The organism is Exiguobacterium sp. SL-9 (genome assembly GCF_004336985.1).
Classification (GTDB): domain Bacteria; phylum Bacillota; class Bacilli; order Exiguobacteriales; family Exiguobacteriaceae; genus Exiguobacterium.
Map to the genome: position 1 here is coordinate 22330 of NZ_SJUO01000006.1, position 15360 is coordinate 37689.

Annotated in this window: 21 protein-coding genes; 15 read left to right on the forward strand and 6 right to left on the reverse strand. The window is 48.5% G+C overall.

Features of this window, described 5'->3' with window-relative positions; genetic code table 11:
• Positions 1-32: 32 nt before the first annotated feature.
• From EVJ34_RS13645 to EVJ34_RS13665, 5 genes are all read left to right on the forward strand, one after another.
• Entirely contained in the window at positions 33-1013 is a 981-nt protein-coding gene (locus EVJ34_RS13645) for a FecCD family ABC transporter permease (protein WP_131486052.1), read from the forward strand.
• Complete coding sequence (locus EVJ34_RS13650; protein ID WP_131485960.1) at positions 1010-2056, forward strand: FecCD family ABC transporter permease; 1047 nt, start codon at positions 1010-1012, stop codon at positions 2054-2056. The genes EVJ34_RS13645 and EVJ34_RS13650 overlap by 4 nt, the downstream gene beginning before the upstream one ends.
• Entirely contained in the window at positions 2053-2865 is an 813-nt protein-coding gene (locus EVJ34_RS13655; protein ID WP_131485961.1) for an ABC transporter ATP-binding protein, read from the forward strand. Before EVJ34_RS13650 ends, EVJ34_RS13655 begins: the two co-directional genes overlap by 4 nt.
• Positions 2866-2955: 90 nt before the next feature.
• Entirely contained in the window at positions 2956-3429 is a 474-nt protein-coding gene (locus tag EVJ34_RS13660) for a hypothetical protein (RefSeq protein ID WP_131436755.1), read from the forward strand.
• Positions 3430-3445: 16 nt separating this feature from the next.
• Positions 3446-4030: an NADPH-dependent F420 reductase gene (locus EVJ34_RS13665; RefSeq protein WP_131436756.1), complete on the forward strand. Its 585-nt coding sequence runs from the start codon at positions 3446-3448 to the stop codon at positions 4028-4030.
• 39 nt (positions 4031-4069) lie between these two features.
• Here the strand turns inward: EVJ34_RS13665 and EVJ34_RS13670 are convergent, their stop codons facing one another.
• On the reverse strand, positions 4070-4429 hold the full coding sequence (locus tag EVJ34_RS13670; RefSeq protein ID WP_131485962.1) for a TM2 domain-containing protein: 360 nt from the start codon (positions 4427-4429) through the stop codon (positions 4070-4072).
• 118 nt (positions 4430-4547) lie between these two features.
• Between EVJ34_RS13670 and EVJ34_RS15855 the strand changes: the two genes are divergently transcribed.
• The 3 genes from EVJ34_RS15855 (at position 4548) to bsh (ending at position 6351) form a co-directional block, all read left to right on the forward strand.
• Positions 4548-4706, forward strand: coding sequence for a hypothetical protein (locus tag EVJ34_RS15855; RefSeq protein WP_029596201.1), 159 nt, complete (start codon positions 4548-4550; stop codon positions 4704-4706).
• A complete protein-coding gene (locus tag EVJ34_RS13675) occupies positions 4703-5116 on the forward strand; it encodes a hypothetical protein (protein WP_131485963.1) in 414 nt (137 codons plus the stop codon). Before EVJ34_RS15855 ends, EVJ34_RS13675 begins: the two co-directional genes overlap by 4 nt.
• A gap of 260 nt (positions 5117-5376) precedes the next feature.
• Positions 5377-6351, forward strand: a complete 975-nt coding sequence (bsh, locus tag EVJ34_RS13680) for a choloylglycine hydrolase (RefSeq protein WP_131485964.1) — start codon at positions 5377-5379, stop codon at positions 6349-6351.
• 33 nt (positions 6352-6384) lie between these two features.
• Here the strand turns inward: bsh and EVJ34_RS13685 are convergent, their stop codons facing one another.
• A complete protein-coding gene (locus tag EVJ34_RS13685) occupies positions 6385-6663 on the reverse strand; it encodes a putative periplasmic lipoprotein (protein ID WP_131485965.1) in 279 nt (92 codons plus the stop codon).
• 120 nt (positions 6664-6783) lie between these two features.
• Here EVJ34_RS13685 and EVJ34_RS13690 point away from each other — a divergent pair, with 120 nt between their 5' ends.
• Together EVJ34_RS13690 and EVJ34_RS13695 are read left to right on the forward strand one after the other, a co-directional pair.
• Positions 6784-7149 (forward strand): hypothetical protein, encoded by a 366-nt coding sequence (locus EVJ34_RS13690; RefSeq protein ID WP_131485966.1) that lies wholly within the window; start codon positions 6784-6786, stop codon positions 7147-7149.
• Between the two features lie 156 nt (positions 7150-7305).
• Positions 7306-7608: a hypothetical protein gene (locus tag EVJ34_RS13695; protein WP_131485967.1), complete on the forward strand. Its 303-nt coding sequence runs from the start codon at positions 7306-7308 to the stop codon at positions 7606-7608.
• Positions 7609-7639: 31 nt separating this feature from the next.
• Here EVJ34_RS13695 and EVJ34_RS13700 read toward each other — a convergent pair whose 3' ends face one another.
• Both EVJ34_RS13700 and EVJ34_RS13705 read right to left on the reverse strand, forming a co-directional pair.
• Positions 7640-7849, reverse strand: coding sequence for a YdiK family protein (locus tag EVJ34_RS13700; RefSeq protein WP_021065367.1), 210 nt, complete (start codon positions 7847-7849; stop codon positions 7640-7642).
• A gap of 16 nt (positions 7850-7865) precedes the next feature.
• Entirely contained in the window at positions 7866-8561 is a 696-nt protein-coding gene (locus tag EVJ34_RS13705; protein ID WP_236636716.1) for a CPBP family intramembrane glutamic endopeptidase, read from the reverse strand.
• A gap of 213 nt (positions 8562-8774) precedes the next feature.
• Between EVJ34_RS13705 and groES the strand changes: the two genes are divergently transcribed.
• From groES to EVJ34_RS13730, 5 genes are all read left to right on the forward strand, one after another.
• Complete coding sequence (gene groES, locus EVJ34_RS13710; protein ID WP_021065365.1) at positions 8775-9059, forward strand: co-chaperone GroES; 285 nt, start codon at positions 8775-8777, stop codon at positions 9057-9059.
• Positions 9060-9101: 42 nt separating this feature from the next.
• Complete coding sequence (gene groL, locus EVJ34_RS13715) at positions 9102-10742, forward strand: chaperonin GroEL (RefSeq protein WP_131485968.1); 1641 nt, start codon at positions 9102-9104, stop codon at positions 10740-10742.
• 217 nt (positions 10743-10959) lie between these two features.
• Positions 10960-11613 (forward strand): hypothetical protein, encoded by a 654-nt coding sequence (locus tag EVJ34_RS13720; protein ID WP_131485969.1) that lies wholly within the window; start codon positions 10960-10962, stop codon positions 11611-11613.
• Complete coding sequence (locus EVJ34_RS13725; protein ID WP_131485970.1) at positions 11610-12431, forward strand: serine/threonine-protein kinase; 822 nt, start codon at positions 11610-11612, stop codon at positions 12429-12431. The genes EVJ34_RS13720 and EVJ34_RS13725 overlap by 4 nt, the downstream gene beginning before the upstream one ends.
• An 18-nt stretch (positions 12432-12449) precedes the next feature.
• On the forward strand, positions 12450-13652 hold the full coding sequence (locus EVJ34_RS13730) for a hypothetical protein (RefSeq protein WP_131485971.1): 1203 nt from the start codon (positions 12450-12452) through the stop codon (positions 13650-13652).
• A 50-nt stretch (positions 13653-13702) separates the two neighbouring features.
• Here EVJ34_RS13730 and EVJ34_RS13735 read toward each other — a convergent pair whose 3' ends face one another.
• Together EVJ34_RS13735 and EVJ34_RS13740 are read right to left on the reverse strand one after the other, a co-directional pair.
• Entirely contained in the window at positions 13703-14410 is a 708-nt protein-coding gene (locus EVJ34_RS13735) for an ABC transporter permease (protein WP_131485972.1), read from the reverse strand.
• Positions 14407-15255 (reverse strand): ABC transporter ATP-binding protein, encoded by an 849-nt coding sequence (locus tag EVJ34_RS13740; protein ID WP_131485973.1) that lies wholly within the window; start codon positions 15253-15255, stop codon positions 14407-14409. The genes EVJ34_RS13735 and EVJ34_RS13740 overlap by 4 nt, the downstream gene beginning before the upstream one ends.
• Between the last annotated feature and the right edge of the window lie 105 nt (positions 15256-15360).

Below are 15360 nucleotides of genomic sequence, written 5' to 3' on the forward strand. Positions count from 1 at the left end.
TGCTATGGTAGGAGAGGAAAGAAGTGAGTAAAATGATAAAACCTTGGATCAAACTAATCGCCTTGATCATCGCGTTACCTATCTTGAGTTATATCAGTCTCCGTGTCGGCGTCATCCCGGTCGGCCATACTGACGTCCTTGCACTTGGAAGCGACGCGTCATCGCAAGCGATGATTGCGCTCAACGACAATCGCATTCCGCGAACCGTCGTCGCCCTTCTCGTCGGAAGCGTCCTCGGTCTCGCCGGGTTGCTGTTCCAACTCGTGACCCGCAACCCGCTCGCGTCGCCCGACATTTTGGCGGTCAATGCGGGTGCGAGCCTGGCCATCGTCCTCGTGACGTTGTTCGGCTTCAGCAGCATCGCCTCGTTCACATCAGCCGCGCTCGTCGGAGCCTTTATCGCCGGGGTCATCGTCTACCTCCTCAGCGCGAACGGGGGCAACGTCATGTATATGACGCTCGCCGGGGCATCACTCGCGGCGCTGTTCAGCTCGTTCACACAGTCGATTATCGCCTACGAGGAAGGGGCGCTCGATGAGGTCCTGTTCTGGTTGACGGGCTCGGTCGCGGGCCGCTCGCTCGCACTCGTCACGACGTTGTTGCCGTGGATGATTGTCGCGAGCCTGTGCGTCCTCCTCATCAGTAAAGAACTCGAGACGTTGTCGCTCGGTGACCAGGTCGCCCGATCGCTCGGCCAAAACGTCGGTGTCATCAAGTTTGTCGCCGTCACGCTCGCCGTTGTCTTGTCGGCGTTCGGGGTCGCGCTCGCAGGTCCCATCGCCTTCGTCGGCTTGCTGGCCCCGCATCTCGCACGCTATATGTTCGGTACGGCGTTCTTCGCTCGGCTCGCCGGGAGTGCGCTCCTTGGGAGTGTGCTGCTGTTATCGGCCGACATCTTCGGACGACTCGTCCTGTTCCCACGGGAAGTGACGGTCGGCGTCGTGCTCGCCGTCATCGGGGGCGCGTTCTTCATCTATCTCGTCAGCGCCAGACAAGGAGTCTTTAAATCATGAAATCATACAGTTTTCGAAAAGGCCCGTTCTCATTCACGCTCCGGAAACGGGAGATCGTGCTCGCGGTCGCCCTCATCGTCGGTTTACTGCTCTCCTTCTATTTAGGACTCGCCATCGGCGATACGTTTTTGACGCCGTGGTCGCTTGGAGCGCTCTTCCTCGGGTCGGGTGACGCATTCGCCGAGCTCGTCGTGTTCGAGTTCCGGATGCCGCGCGTCCTCATGGCCATCACGGCCGGTGCATGTCTCGCGGTCAGCGGGCACTTATTACAACTCACGATTAAGAACGAACTCGCCTCGCCGGAGATTTTTGGAATTGTCGGCGGGGCCGGGGTGGCGACGGCGACGTTCTTCACCGTCTTCACGGATGAGCGAACGAACCAATTGTCCGTCCCGCTCGCCTATATCCCGTTCGCTTCGTTCGCCGGGGCGCTCACGGTCGGTGCGTTCTTATTTTATCTATTGAAACGGGGCGTCCCGCCGGTCCGGCTCGCGTTGATTGGAATCGGGATTAGCATCTTCTCGCAAGGCATCGTCCAGTTCATGATGCTCGCCTCGAACGTGTACCGGAAGAACGACATCCAACAATGGCTCACCGGTACCGTCTACGCGGCGACATGGAATCAATTGAAAATCATGGTACCGCTCGCGATCCTATTCTTGCTCGCCGCCTTCTTGATTGAACGGCACGTTCGCCCGCTCCACATTAGCGAGGCGGTCGCGACGAGTATCGGTGTACCGGTCCGAGGCACACAGCGTGGGACTTTACTCTTATCGTGTCTCCTTGCTGGAATCGGGGTCGCCTTCGTCGGAGCAATCGGCTTCGTCGGACTGATGGCGCCGCACATCGCCCGCCAAGGCTTGAAGCTGCCGTACATTTGGGCGACGCTACTCGTCGGGGCGACGATTGTCGTCTTGGCGGACGTGCTCGCCCGAACGATCTTTTACCCGTATGAACTGCGAACCGGTGTCATGACGGCTGTTATCGGTGCGCCGTACTTCTTCTATTTACTTCGCCGGATGATGAAAGGAAGCATGAGATGAATACATTTGATTTACAACAAGTCGTCATCGGCTATGACCAGAAGATGGTGCTCGAGGACTTGACGTTCTCGATTCCCCACGGCAAAATCACCGTGCTGTTAGGGGCGAACGGATGCGGCAAGTCGACGTTGTTATCGACGCTCGCTCGTCAACGGGACGTGCTCGGTGGGACGATTGCGTTCCGCGACAAGCCGCTCGATGCGTATCGGGCGAAGGAAGCGGCCCGGCTCATGGCGTTCATGCCGCAAGTGAACGTCGCGCCGGACGGATTGACCGTCGAACAACTCGTCCGGTTCGGCCGTTATCCGTATCAGACGTTCTTCAAGCGCTACTCGGAAGATGATGAACGGGCCGTCGAACGGGCGCTCGCCTTCACGGACACTGTCTCGCTCCGGGACACGCTCGTTTCGAACTTATCGGGCGGGCAGAAGCAACGCGTCTGGATTGCGCTCGCATTGGCCCAGGAGTCGGAAACGATTCTACTCGATGAGCCGACGACGTATCTCGATATGTCGCACCAAATCGAGATTCTCGACTTGATGTACCGCTTGAACCGGTTAGAGGGTAAGACGATCATCATGGTGCTCCACGACTTGCATCTCGCTTGTCGCTACGCCGACCATATCATCGCGCTCGCTGGAGGCAACGTCTATCGGCAAGGTAGTCCGAACGATGTCGTCGACGAGGATTTCATGCAGGACGTGTTCGGCTTGAAAGTCGTCGTGACGGAAGACCCGCTCTACGGCACGCCGCTCTGCATCCCGTATTCGCATTACGAACTAAATGAGAAGCGGCCACCCACGACCTAGTCCTCGGACTAGGTTTTTTTTCGTCTGAAGCCGGGGAAGTGGTAAGAGAAAGCTGATGTGTCACCTGTGTTCCATAAAGGAGGAGCCAACATGGCCAAGAAGGAAAAACAACCGTACCATATCGTCACGTTCACGTTTCCAGAGGAGTCCATCTCGTATCAAGCGTTCAGCAAGTTGAAAAAGTATCACGCCGAAGGGCTCGTCGGGTTCGAACAACTCGTCGTCATCAAGCGTGAAGACAACGGGGCCTTCTCGTTCGAGGACGCTGTCCAACTGACACCGACGAACAAGTCGACGAAAGGTGCCTTGATCGGGATGGCGGTCGGGATTCTCGGCGGACCGTTCGGGATTCTGTTCGGGACGCTCACAGGCGGACTCATCGGAGGGACGAAAGATTTGAAACACGTCCAAAGTATTCAAGAGACGTTCAAGCGGACGGTCGGGAATATCGAGCCCGGTCAGACCGGGGTAATGGCAATCGGGGAAGAGTTCGATCACTCGGTGCTCGATGGACTCGCGACGGAACTCGGCGGGACGGTGACGCGGACGGACGAAGAACTGTGAAGGGGAGTCGGTATACATGAAGATTGGTATTTTAGGGGCAGGGAAAGTCGGGCGGACGCTCGGACGCAAGTTCGAGGACGTCGGTTATGAAGTATTGTACGGGACGCGCTCGGAGCGCGAGGGGACGATGTCGCTCCAGGAAGTGGCGTCGAACGCGCAAATCCTTTTATTGACGACGCCGTTCGCGGCGGCCGTCGATTTGATTCAATCACTTCGAGACTTGGACGATAAGATCGTCATCGACGTGACGAATCCGATCGCCAAAGAGTTCGATTCCGTCGAGCGACCGGAAGGGAAATCAGGGGCCGAGCATCTGCAGGAACTTGCGCCGCACGTCCGCATCGTCAAGGCGTTCAATCAGACCGGCGTCGAGAACTTGGAGAACCCGAACATGTCGATGATGTTCATCGCCGGAGACGAGCAAGAATCGGTCCGAGCCGTTCAAGACCTTGCCTCGAAAATCGGCTTCGACGCCCATACGCTCCGTCACTTGAAGTTGGCGCGTGAGCTTGAGTCGCTCGCGTGGCTGTGGATCCATTACGCGACGAAAGAACGGAAGCACCGCAACTTCGCGTTCTATTTGAAAGAGAATAGCTTCTAATAGAAAAGACGGTCACGCGTTGGCGTGACCGTCTGGTCGTTAAAAGGCAGCTTGACGCTCAGAGCGAGTTTTCAACGACTCGATCGTTTCGCGCTCGATCGCTTCGACTTCGCGTTGTTGCCAGCCTGGCATGAGGAACGCGTCGACGAGCGCCCAAATGCCTGCGACGAACAATCCGACGAAACCAATCAAGACGACGGTAAGGATGATTGAACCAACCGTGAGAGCCAGCATCCCAAGGGCACTACCTGTCTTTTTAAAGTAGAAACGGTGTGCGCCGAAACCGCCGAGGAAGAACCAAAGCAAGTACGCGACGACGAGATTGCGTTTCTTTTTCTCGACTTCGCTGTTGACGAGGAGCATTTCCTCCGTCGTTAAATCGATACGTGAATAATTCATGATGGGATGTGCCTTCTTTCTGAGAATTGATATAATGAATGCAGTCTTTAGTGTACCGGGAAACGAATGAATTCCCATGATTTTCTATTTATTTTTTTTGAAAGCGAGGAATGAGACAATGGGTTTTGCGATTGTGACGTTCATCGTCGCGTTTATTCACGTCATCGCGGGAGCGGTCGTGCTACATAAATATCCGCAATATAAGTCGATTGCCATCAGTGTAATCGTGCTCGGTTTCTTATATGGGGTGTTGACGGTTGGGTTCATTGTGTTATGAAAAAATCATCAACGATGCTTCGTATTCGGGGGAAGTACTCGAATCAGGATGTATTAAAACTAGGGACGGGTGTTATGCTCGGATTTGTCGTAGTGGAGCTGCTGCTCGGGGACATGCCTCAAGGTACTTTGATGTCGTTCGCGTTAGTCCTCTATTACTGGCGCCGTGACGTGGCGTATGCACAAGGTGACGCGAAAGGGAAGGCCATCGGGGAACAGGCAAGTACGTTCACGCTTCGTGCCGTGATTGTTGCCTTGATGATTGGTTTCTTCATCTCATTCCGTGTGGACACGGTTGACTATTCGTTGCGGGCGCTCATGCATTACGGGTTGGCGTTCATATTTGGTTTGAAAGGCTTTGGTCTTTGGTTTTTTCAAGACCTCGAACCTTCTACCGAACGTCACGTATAACATAGCGGTAAGACCTGGCCGACGCGATATTTTCTGTTTGTATTCTTAAGCTTATTTGATGCAGACAAGCTAACGATAACGATGCTACTATGGCATCAATTTTATCCACGCGTTGAAAGGGATTTACATGATGAATGAGTGTCACGACTTCGAGACCGGTCAGGCGAAAGCCTGACCGGTCTTTGGTTGAAGTTCCGCTATAACGTGAATAGGACAAAGAGTGCTGTTATTGTCTGCATTAGAATGGAAGGAGTTTTGTTATGTGTACAGCAATCACGTACGCTCCGCACGCCCACTACTTCGGCAGAAACTTAGACTTGAACGTGTCCTATCACGAGCAAGTGACGATCACGCCCCGACACTATCCGTTCAACTTCAGACGGATGGGCGAGAATGCGAACCATTACGCAATGATCGGAATGGCGACCGTCGTTGAAGACTACCCGCTCTATTACGAGGCGACGAATGAGAAGGGACTGAGCATGGCGGGGTTGAACTTCCCGGGGAATGCCGTGTTCAAGCCGGAAGTCGACGGACGAGACAACGTCTCCCCGTTCGAGTTCATTCCGTGGATCCTCGGACAATGCGCGACGATTGAGGAAGTGAAAGAACGACTGGCGACGATTCATCTGGTCAATCTCAATTTCAGCGACGCGCTTCCACTTCACCCGCTACACTGGATCATTGCCGATAAGCAGGAATCAATTGTCGTCGAGCCGATGGCGGACGGATTGCGCGTGTACGACAATCCAGTCGGGGTTTTGACGAACAATCCGTCGTTCGAGTATCAACTGTTCAATCTGAATGATTATCGCCACGTCTCGACGAAACTGCCGGCCAATACGTTCGCGCCGACATTGAACCTCGATGCCTATTGTCTCGGGTTAGGCGGGCAAGGCTTACCGGGTGACTTATCGTCGACGTCACGCTTCGTCCGGGCGACGTTCGCGACCTTCAATTCGATTTGTGAACCGACCGAGGCGTCCGCGGTCGGACAATTTTTCAAACTGTTGGATACGGTGCTGCAAACGCGTGGCTTGAACGAGGCCGAAGACGGGACGTACGAGTACACGATCTATTCCTCATGTTGTAATGTCGATGAGGGCATCTATTACTATCGGACGTATGACAATAACCAAATCACGGCCGTGTCACTATTTAATGAACCGTTAGACAGTGAGCGGTTGATCACGTATCACCTACAACATGAGCAACAAATTCATTACGAAAATTGAGAACAGCCCTCTTCGCGTGAAGAGGGCTGTGTTTCATAGCGTGTCGTTATAGAGCGGGCCCTCATCGTCCGTGCTGATTATTTTCAAATGACGCCCATCTTTCACATAGACGCTCTTATAGGCCACACGTTCACCTTCATAGAACAAGATGACGCGGTTGCCGTCGTTGTCCGTCTCGACTTTCGGTTCATACTGCGCGACATCAATCGTCTCTTCGAGCACGCCATACTCGTCGTATGTAGACAAGTCGTCTTCGTTTGAGCAGGCGACGAGAAACAGGGACGCGACCAGCGCGAGAAATGCTTTCTTCATCGTATCTCTCCTTATTTGATAGTTTACCTATCAAATATAACGTAGATTGATTTCTTTTTCAAAAACGAATGAAACTTTGATTCGTTTTCTTCGTATAGATTGAACAGAGGAGGGGACAGGATGAGGGGACGTAAGATGGCAGTAGCGGTGAGTATTGGTTTAGTGGCGGCAGCCGTTCTTTTCGGTGTGTCCTCGCATGTGTTGTTTCTCATCGCGAGTGTGTTATTTTATCGGTGGCACCGACGAAAGGCCGGGCAGTATCCGACCTCTACGCGAGAGCGCCTGTTTTGGCGTTCGAGTGAGAAGACGTGGCTCGTCGCGATTCTCGTGTTCATTGTCATCTTCTTAATCGGATTTGATGCGCCGCGCCTGACGCAATCGACACAACAGTTCGCACTGACCGCGTTGACGTATTTGTTTGCGACGAAAGGGTTATTTTTGATGAATGAAATACATATGTACGAGCAGGAGCGGAACCAGACTTGAACTTTGTCAGGATGTCACCATAGATCATGGTGGAAACACCGCTCAAACTATAGAGAAGAGGTAAGATAATGAGACTCACTAAAAAAATGGTTCATCGTTTTATTAATCCTGTGGCCCGTTTTGTTCGGGCTAGGTGTATGGGACGGCGAATATGCAATGAGCGTAGTCACCGGATTCGGGGTGACGTTATCGGCTTACTATGAACAGCAATTGAGCAAACTCGACAAAGAAACGAATGTGACGATTCGTGCCGCCGTCAACCAGTCACTCGTGACATGGTTCGGCGTGGGCCTCATGCTCGTGTTTATCATCGGCGTCTTTTTCTTTGATGAGCCACGGGTGCCGTTGCTGGATACGATTTATCTCGTTCTAGGTATCGGATTGACGCTCAACGGTTTGTTCATTCGGAGCGCGTATCGAGACGGGCTGAGCGATACGTCCAACGCGATTCGACACTAAAAAAGACCAAGCTGCACGCTTGGTCTTTTCGTTATGCCGATTTATCGGTCTTTTCTTTTTTCGCTTTTCGGGCGAGCGTTAAAATCTGATACACCTTGAAGAAGTCATACGCGGCTACGGCGATGATGAAGTACGTCCAGAAGCTGAAGCCGTACTCTTGCACCGAGTAGTAAGCGAGGACGGTGAACAGAATCCCGAATGAGAGACTGAACAAAAACATTACTTTTAAGTGTCGCGGCATCAATGCCACCTCATTTCTACATTAAGAATAATACGACCATGACGAGCGCGTTGTTGAATGCGTGAATCGCGATTGGCACGATCAAGCGACGCGTCTTGGCGTATGCGACCGTGAAGGCGAAGCTCATCGCCACGTAAACGAGAATCTTGTTGTCGCCATGGATGAACGCGAACAAGAGCGAGCTGACCGCAAACGCAATCCAGAACCCGAAGCGGGCGCTCAAGTTACCGAACAAGATATGACGGAAGAGGATTTCTTCCATAATCGGGCCGAGCAAGACGACCGAGAGCGTCATGACCGGGACGAGTCGGACGATATCCGCGATTTGTTCGGTGTTTTGAGACCCCATGACGTCACCGGAGATCCACGTCTCAATCAAGTTGGCGACGATGACAAGCCCGTACTGCATGAGAATCCCGAGCCCGATCCATTTGACCGTGTCGTTCAAGTTCGACTGGATCCCTTGTTGCTTATACAGCTTCAAGTCGGGACGAAGCAGGAAGAGCGAGATGACGATCGTCAAGCTGAATCCGATGGCGAACCAGAGTCCGGTTGCCGTCGGCGTGATCCATTCCGGACGCACTATGCTAATCAATACCGGAAAGAATTGAACAAACGCGTAGAGTAGAATCGGGATGATATGCCGAATCCGAATGTTAGGCGCCATCGAAAAACGGGTATTTATCGATTGGTTTGAGTTTAGTGTAGCCAATTGAACACGTCCTTATTCCTAAGAGTCAACGTTCCTTTTAACCATTGTAACAAATAAGGTCTCTTGACCGCGAGTGGGAGCATTTTTTCGATGTTCCCGCTTGCATTTTCAGGCGTCTCATACTACACTAATCAATGTTAGCACTCCATTTTGATGAGTGCTAAAACTTACGATTCAACGATACATCATTCATATTCGGAGGAGGTTTTTTCTATGTTAAAACCACTAGGCGATCGCGTCATCATCGAAGTCGTGGAGAAAGAAGAAAAGACGATCGGAGGCATCGTGCTTCCTGACACGGCGAAAGAAAAGCCGCAACAAGGACGCGTCCTCGCAGTCGGTACAGGCCGCGTCACGGACCAAGGTGAGCGAATCGCGCTCGACGTCAAAGAAAATGATTTGGTCATCTACTCGAAGTACGCGGGTACCGAAGTGAAGCATGAAGGCAAAGAATACTTAATCGTTCGAGAGAGCGACATTCTCGCAATCGTAGGCTAAGACTCACCATTTTTCAAAAACTTTTCTAGGGGGAAATGAACAATGGCAAAAGAAATTAAATTCTCAGAAGACGCACGTCACGCGATGCTTCGCGGTGTCGACGCACTCGCTGACGCGGTAAAAGTCACAATCGGACCGAAAGGACGCAACGTCGTCCTCGAGAAGAAGTTCGGCTCACCGCTCATCACGAATGATGGCGTGACAATCGCGAAAGAAATCGAACTCGAAGACCATTTCGAAAACATGGGCGCGAAGCTCGTTGCCGAAGTCGCCTCGAAGACGAACGAAGTCGCAGGGGACGGTACGACTACGGCGACAGTCCTCGCTCAAGCGATGATCCGTGAAGGTCTCAAAAACGTGACAGCGGGCGCGAACCCGATGATTCTCCGTAAAGGGATCGACAAAGCGGTTCGTCGTGCACTCGAAGAACTCAAGCTCATCTCGAAACCAATCGAGTCGAAAGAAGCAATCGCACAAGTCGCGGCCATCTCGGCAGCTGACGAAGAAGTCGGCGAATTGATCGCTGAAGCGATGGAACGCGTCGGCAACGACGGCGTCATCACGATTGAAGAGTCACGCGGCTTCACGACTGAACTCGACGTCGTTGAAGGCATGCAGTTCGACCGCGGATATCTTTCGCCATACATGATCTCAGACTCAGACAAGATGGAAGCGGTGCTCGACAACCCGTTCATCTTGATCACGGATAAGAAGATCTCGAACATCCAAGAGATCATCCCAGTGCTCGAGCAAGTCGTGCAACAAGGGAAACCGATCTTGATCGTCGCAGAAGACATCGAAGGCGATGCGCTCGCGACACTCGTCTTGAACAAGCTCCGTGGTACGTTCAACGCGGTCGCGGTCAAGGCTCCAGGCTTCGGCGATCGTCGTAAAGCGATGCTCGAAGACCTCGCGACGCTCACAGGCGGCCAAGTCATCACAGAAGACCTCGGCCTCGAGCTCAAGTCGGCCTCGCTCCAACAACTCGGACGCGCATCGAAAGTCGTCGTCACGAAAGACACGACAACGATTGTCGAAGGTGCTGGAGACGAAGCAACGATCAAAGCACGCGTTCAAACGATTCGCAACCAAATCGAAGAGACATCGTCTGACTTCGACCGTGAGAAACTCCAAGAGCGTCTCGCGAAACTCGCTGGCGGCGTAGCCGTCGTCAAAGTCGGCGCTGCTACTGAGACTGAACTCAAAGAACGTAAGCTCCGCATCGAAGACGCGCTCAACGCGACACGCGCAGCAGTCGAAGAAGGCATCGTCGCAGGTGGTGGTACGGCGTTTATTAACGTCATCCCAGCCGTTCGTGCACTTCTTTCTGAAGTGACAGCGGATGAGGCGACAGGTGTCAAACTCGTCCTCCGTGCCCTTGAGTCACCGGTCCGTCAAATCGCGGAAAACGCGGGTGAAGAAGGCTCGGTCATCGTCGAGAAGCTCAAGAACGAGTCGGTCGGCATCGGCTACAACGCCGCATCAGGCGAGTACGTCGATATGATCGCACACGGTATCGTCGACCCGGCGAAAGTGACGCGCTCAGCGCTTCAAAACGCAGCGTCAGTATCAGCTATGTTCCTCACAACGGAAGCGGTCATCGCAGACAAGCCAGAACCAGCAGGCGCTGGCGGCGGCATGCCTGACATGGGCGGCATGGGTGGAATGGGCGGAATGATGTAAGTTTATAATTGACGTTGAACCTGTGAAGATGGGTTCAGCGTTTTTTTTTTGGAGTAAATTAACTATAGATGGAGGAATATCAGAAATGCCTTTATCAAAAATATGGTAAAATTTTTGATAAAGGCATTTCTAGTTATCAGTATTCAATTAAGTAAAATAAACAGAATAAATTTTTTAATACTTTAATTTTTTTAGAAATTCTAAGGGAGTAAAGCGCATGTTTAATACTGAGAAAGAATTAGTAGATAGTTTTGTGTTGCATGAAAGTAAAAAGAAGGATACTAAGATTTTTGTAGAATTAGAAACAAATTATGGACGTCCAGATATTGTAGTAGTTAAATATCATCCACATATAATAGAAAAACGAATTGAAAAAAATTATGATGGTCCATTTTCAAGAATCCATAGTTACGCTTTAACTTTTTTGTATAATAAAAGATGGATACGAACGGAAAAACTTAGAGAATTTTTGAATGTTAATGAAAATCAAATATCTAAAATTGTTATTAATTTAGAAAGTAGAGGATTAATTGAAAAAAAAAGTCATTTAATTAAAATAAAAAAGAATGAAGATATTTTAGCTATAAAGAGTATTAAGTGTGTCGAAGCAAAGTTAACGAACTGGAAGTATGTCGTTGAACAAGCGGAAAGACATCTATGGTTTACAAATGAATCATTAGTATTACTTCCTACATTATCTGAAGATATTTTATTTAAATGTGAAGAATTATGCAAAAAAACGGGGGTAAATTTAATTGTTTCTGGTAACAAGGAGATAACTACAAAAGTATATACTAATAACAAAAAACTCATTAATACCCCTCTGTTATGGGAAATTAACGAACGACTTATAAAGGAGTTAAAAAAATGAATGAGGCGATATTACGACAGAAAATCTCATCTGAGTTTGAAGGAATAAACCTTTTAGAAAAAATAGGAGAAGGGGGTCAAAAAATAGTTTTTAAATGTGAAAACGGAAATTCTTTTCATGTTATGAAGTTAATAAAAATTAATGAAGCTCATTCCTTACTTCGAGCCAAGAGAGAGTTAGATATAGCAGAAACTCTAAAATCTTCTTACTTTCCTGAAGTATATAATCATGGTGAAATTGAGATTGGGGCAGATAGTTACTTGTATGTAATTGAAGAATTTGTAGAAGGAGATAGCTTAAGAAATTACATATTAAAACAGGGTTATGAGTTTAAAGAGGTTTTAAATATAGGCATCAATCTATTGAAGGCACTTGAATTAGTTCACTCTAAACAGTTGGTTCATCGTGATATTAAGCCTGAGAATATAATTATACATAACAATAAAATTACTTTACTAGATTTTGGTATTGCTAGAGATTTGACTAAAGAATCTCTCACCGCAGACATTGCTTTTTGGGGGCCGATGACAATAGGATATGCTGCGCCAGAACAAATATTGAATCAAAAAAAAATAATTTGTAACAGAACCGATATTTTTTCTTGGGGAGTGTTAATGTGCGAGTTAAGTACAGGTATTCATCCGTTTCGAAAAGATGGTCTGTCCAATATGGAAGTCATTGAAAATACTTTGAAATTGAAAGTTCCTAAATTAGAAACTCCAAATGAGACGTTCAATAATTTAGTTTTTAAAAGTATGAATAAAGAATTACATCGTAGACCCATAAGCGTCACCAAAATAATTGAAAAACTGAATTGAATAGAGAGGCTGAGTGAAATGACGTTTTATCTACAACAAGGTTATGGAATGATGAAATTAAATGAAGAATTTGCAGACAAGCCCGATGATATAGCTTTTATTTTGTCTCCAAGATCACTTCAAAGACAGTCATCGATAGTTAAAATTGCACAACACGGTTCTAAATTACAGCGAAAGAATAAAAAAATACTATTTGATCCACAATTTTATGAACCAAAAACTAATATGGATAAAATCTTAAAGTTTCCCTATTTTGATGACCTAGATTACTCTACTCTTGAATTTGATAAACAAACGGCTCAAATTTTTGGTGAGAATGTTATTAAATATCAACATGAACATCTTAATGTAGATGAATATATTATCTCTGGGATGTATACAAATAGCATTACTGAAGAGTGGTTTGATGCTCATGAAAATATGATGTTGGGTGGTATGGCATACCCTGAAAAAAAAGTTACTTATCAAACCTTAGCGATAGGTCCTGATGTAGTAAAAAATGAAAAACAATTCAGTGAATTAATTAATAGATGTGTACAATATCCAGTTGATGGTTATTATATAGTTTTGAAAAGTCCTGATAACTATTTGATAAAAAACGAAAGTTATTTATATAGTCTCCTCGACGCCTTGATAAGCTTAAATATCGCAGGGAAAAAAGTTATTATGGGATATTCCAATCAACAAAGTTTAATTTTTGGTGGAGTTGGAGTATCAGGCATTGCAACGGGGAATTATAGAAATGTTAGATCTTTTGATCCTAGTATTTTCTTTGAAAGTGATGAAGATGAATTTAAAAGAAAAGGAATATGGTATTTTGATGGAAATACTTTAGGAGAATACAATCAACAACAATTAAGCTTGGCATTTAAAAGAAATTTAAAAGACTTTTTCGGTCCTGTTACTGAATATAGTCGTTCTTTGCTTGAAAGTCCTGATCCAGCCAACATACCATGGACGGAAAAATTAGCTTTTAATCATTATTTACATGTGATGAATGAGAAATGGAAGATACTTAAAAGCTCACACCCGAGTCAAAGAATAGACTCTTTAATTTCTATGTTAGAGAGTTCAAAATCTATTAATGAAGAACTGGTAGAAAAACGATTCCGATTAGGTAATAAAGGTTTTGATATAGAGATTTTTGAGTCAACTATTAGTGCGTTGGATGCGATAAAGCATGATCGTCAAGATGATATAGAAGACCTTAAAGACTTATAAAATTTATCAAATGGTGTCGCTTTTCAAGTCGGAGCGACACCATTTTTCTATTAATCCGTTTGTTTCCGGTTATACATCATAGTACTGCCGACGAACATGACAAGTGCCCAGGCAGTCAGAATCGCAAGGTCCACCCATGTAGAGCCGAGTCCAGCTCCCGCCTCGATTTGATGCGCGAGGTCGATCAAGACGATGTTCGGCAAATACTCGAGTAAACCGATGATAGAGAAACGGTCCTCGTACACCAACAACATCGGTGAGAACGAGAAGAAGAAAAACGCCGGCATGACGATGAGCGAAGCTTCCATGACCGTCTTCGTCATCAATCCGAGAATCGTCCCAATCCCGATATAAAAGAACGTCGAGACGATCAATGCGAGTGAGATGACGAGTAGGTTCGCAGGACTGTATCCCATGATAAAGGCACACGCCGCGATAAGGATGAGCGTGGTCACGAACGTGAGCGCACTCTTCCCTAGCAAGATGTCGAGCGTGCTCGCCGGCGATAACATCAGCCCACGGAGTGTGTTCTTCTCTTTCTCTTCGGCAATTAAGGCACACTGGACGAACGTCGCAACGAGGCTGAACGTGATATTGATGACGAAGTACGTCACGTCGAGGCCTCCTCCGCCGAGCTGTGAATAGAAGACGGCGAAGAACAGCGGCATGATCAACGTCGAGGAGACGAATAAGTTCCGCGACAAGTCTTTATAGTCTTTCTGGAAAATGGCAAGTGCCCGTTTCATTGAAAATGTCATGATAATTTCCTCCCCGTCACTTCGATAAAGATATCCCCGAGCGTCGGCTCGTTCGAATGGATGGCCGCGATATTCTGGTCGCGCATCTGTTCATGGAGCCAGTCGGCACCGTCTTTTCCTTGCTTCAATTCAACCGTTTCCCCGTCATGCAGTTCGACGCGCATCGAGCCGTTCGCATATTTCCGGCGCAATCGTTTCGGGGCGTCGAGCAGTTGAATTTCCCCTTGATGTAAGAAGGCGACGCGGTCGCACAGTTCTTCGGCTTCGTTCATGTCGTGTGTCGTCAAGAAAATCGTCGTCCCTTTTGCCTTCAACCGTTCAATCCCTTTATAAATATGACGCGAGTTGACTGGGTCGAGCGCAGACGTAGGCTCATCTAAAAACAACAGTTCCGGTTCATGCAACAACGCCCGAGCCAGTGTCACCCGTTGCAGCATCCCGCGCGATAAGGCGGAGATGCGTTTTTTGCGTTCGCCGGCCAAATTCACCATCTGGAGTACGTCATCGATTCGTGAACGCGGTTCGTCATACAGATCACAGTAGAGCTGTAGATTCTCTTCAATCGAGAGGCGCGTGTATAGGCCACTGTTGTCGGTCAACACGCCGATCCGCTTCCGATACTGTTCTTGTTTCAACTCTGAGACCGGGACGCCGAATACGGTGGCGTCACCTGACGTCTGGGCGAGTTGCGACGTCAAAATTTTGATGGTCGTCGTCTTCCCGGATCCGCTCGGTCCGAGGAACCCGAACACCTCTCCTTTTTTAACAGAAAACGTCACGTCTCGTAACGCCTCTTCATTGCCGAATAGCTTTTTTAATCCGTTCACTTGAATGATTGAGTCCATTCTCGTTCCTCCTCGTCGATGTCGTCTTGCTTGCTTACATCATATCGAGAGGAAAAGGGGGGCGCATTAGAATGGCGGCAAATGGCGCTTTATGAAGATCGAGTG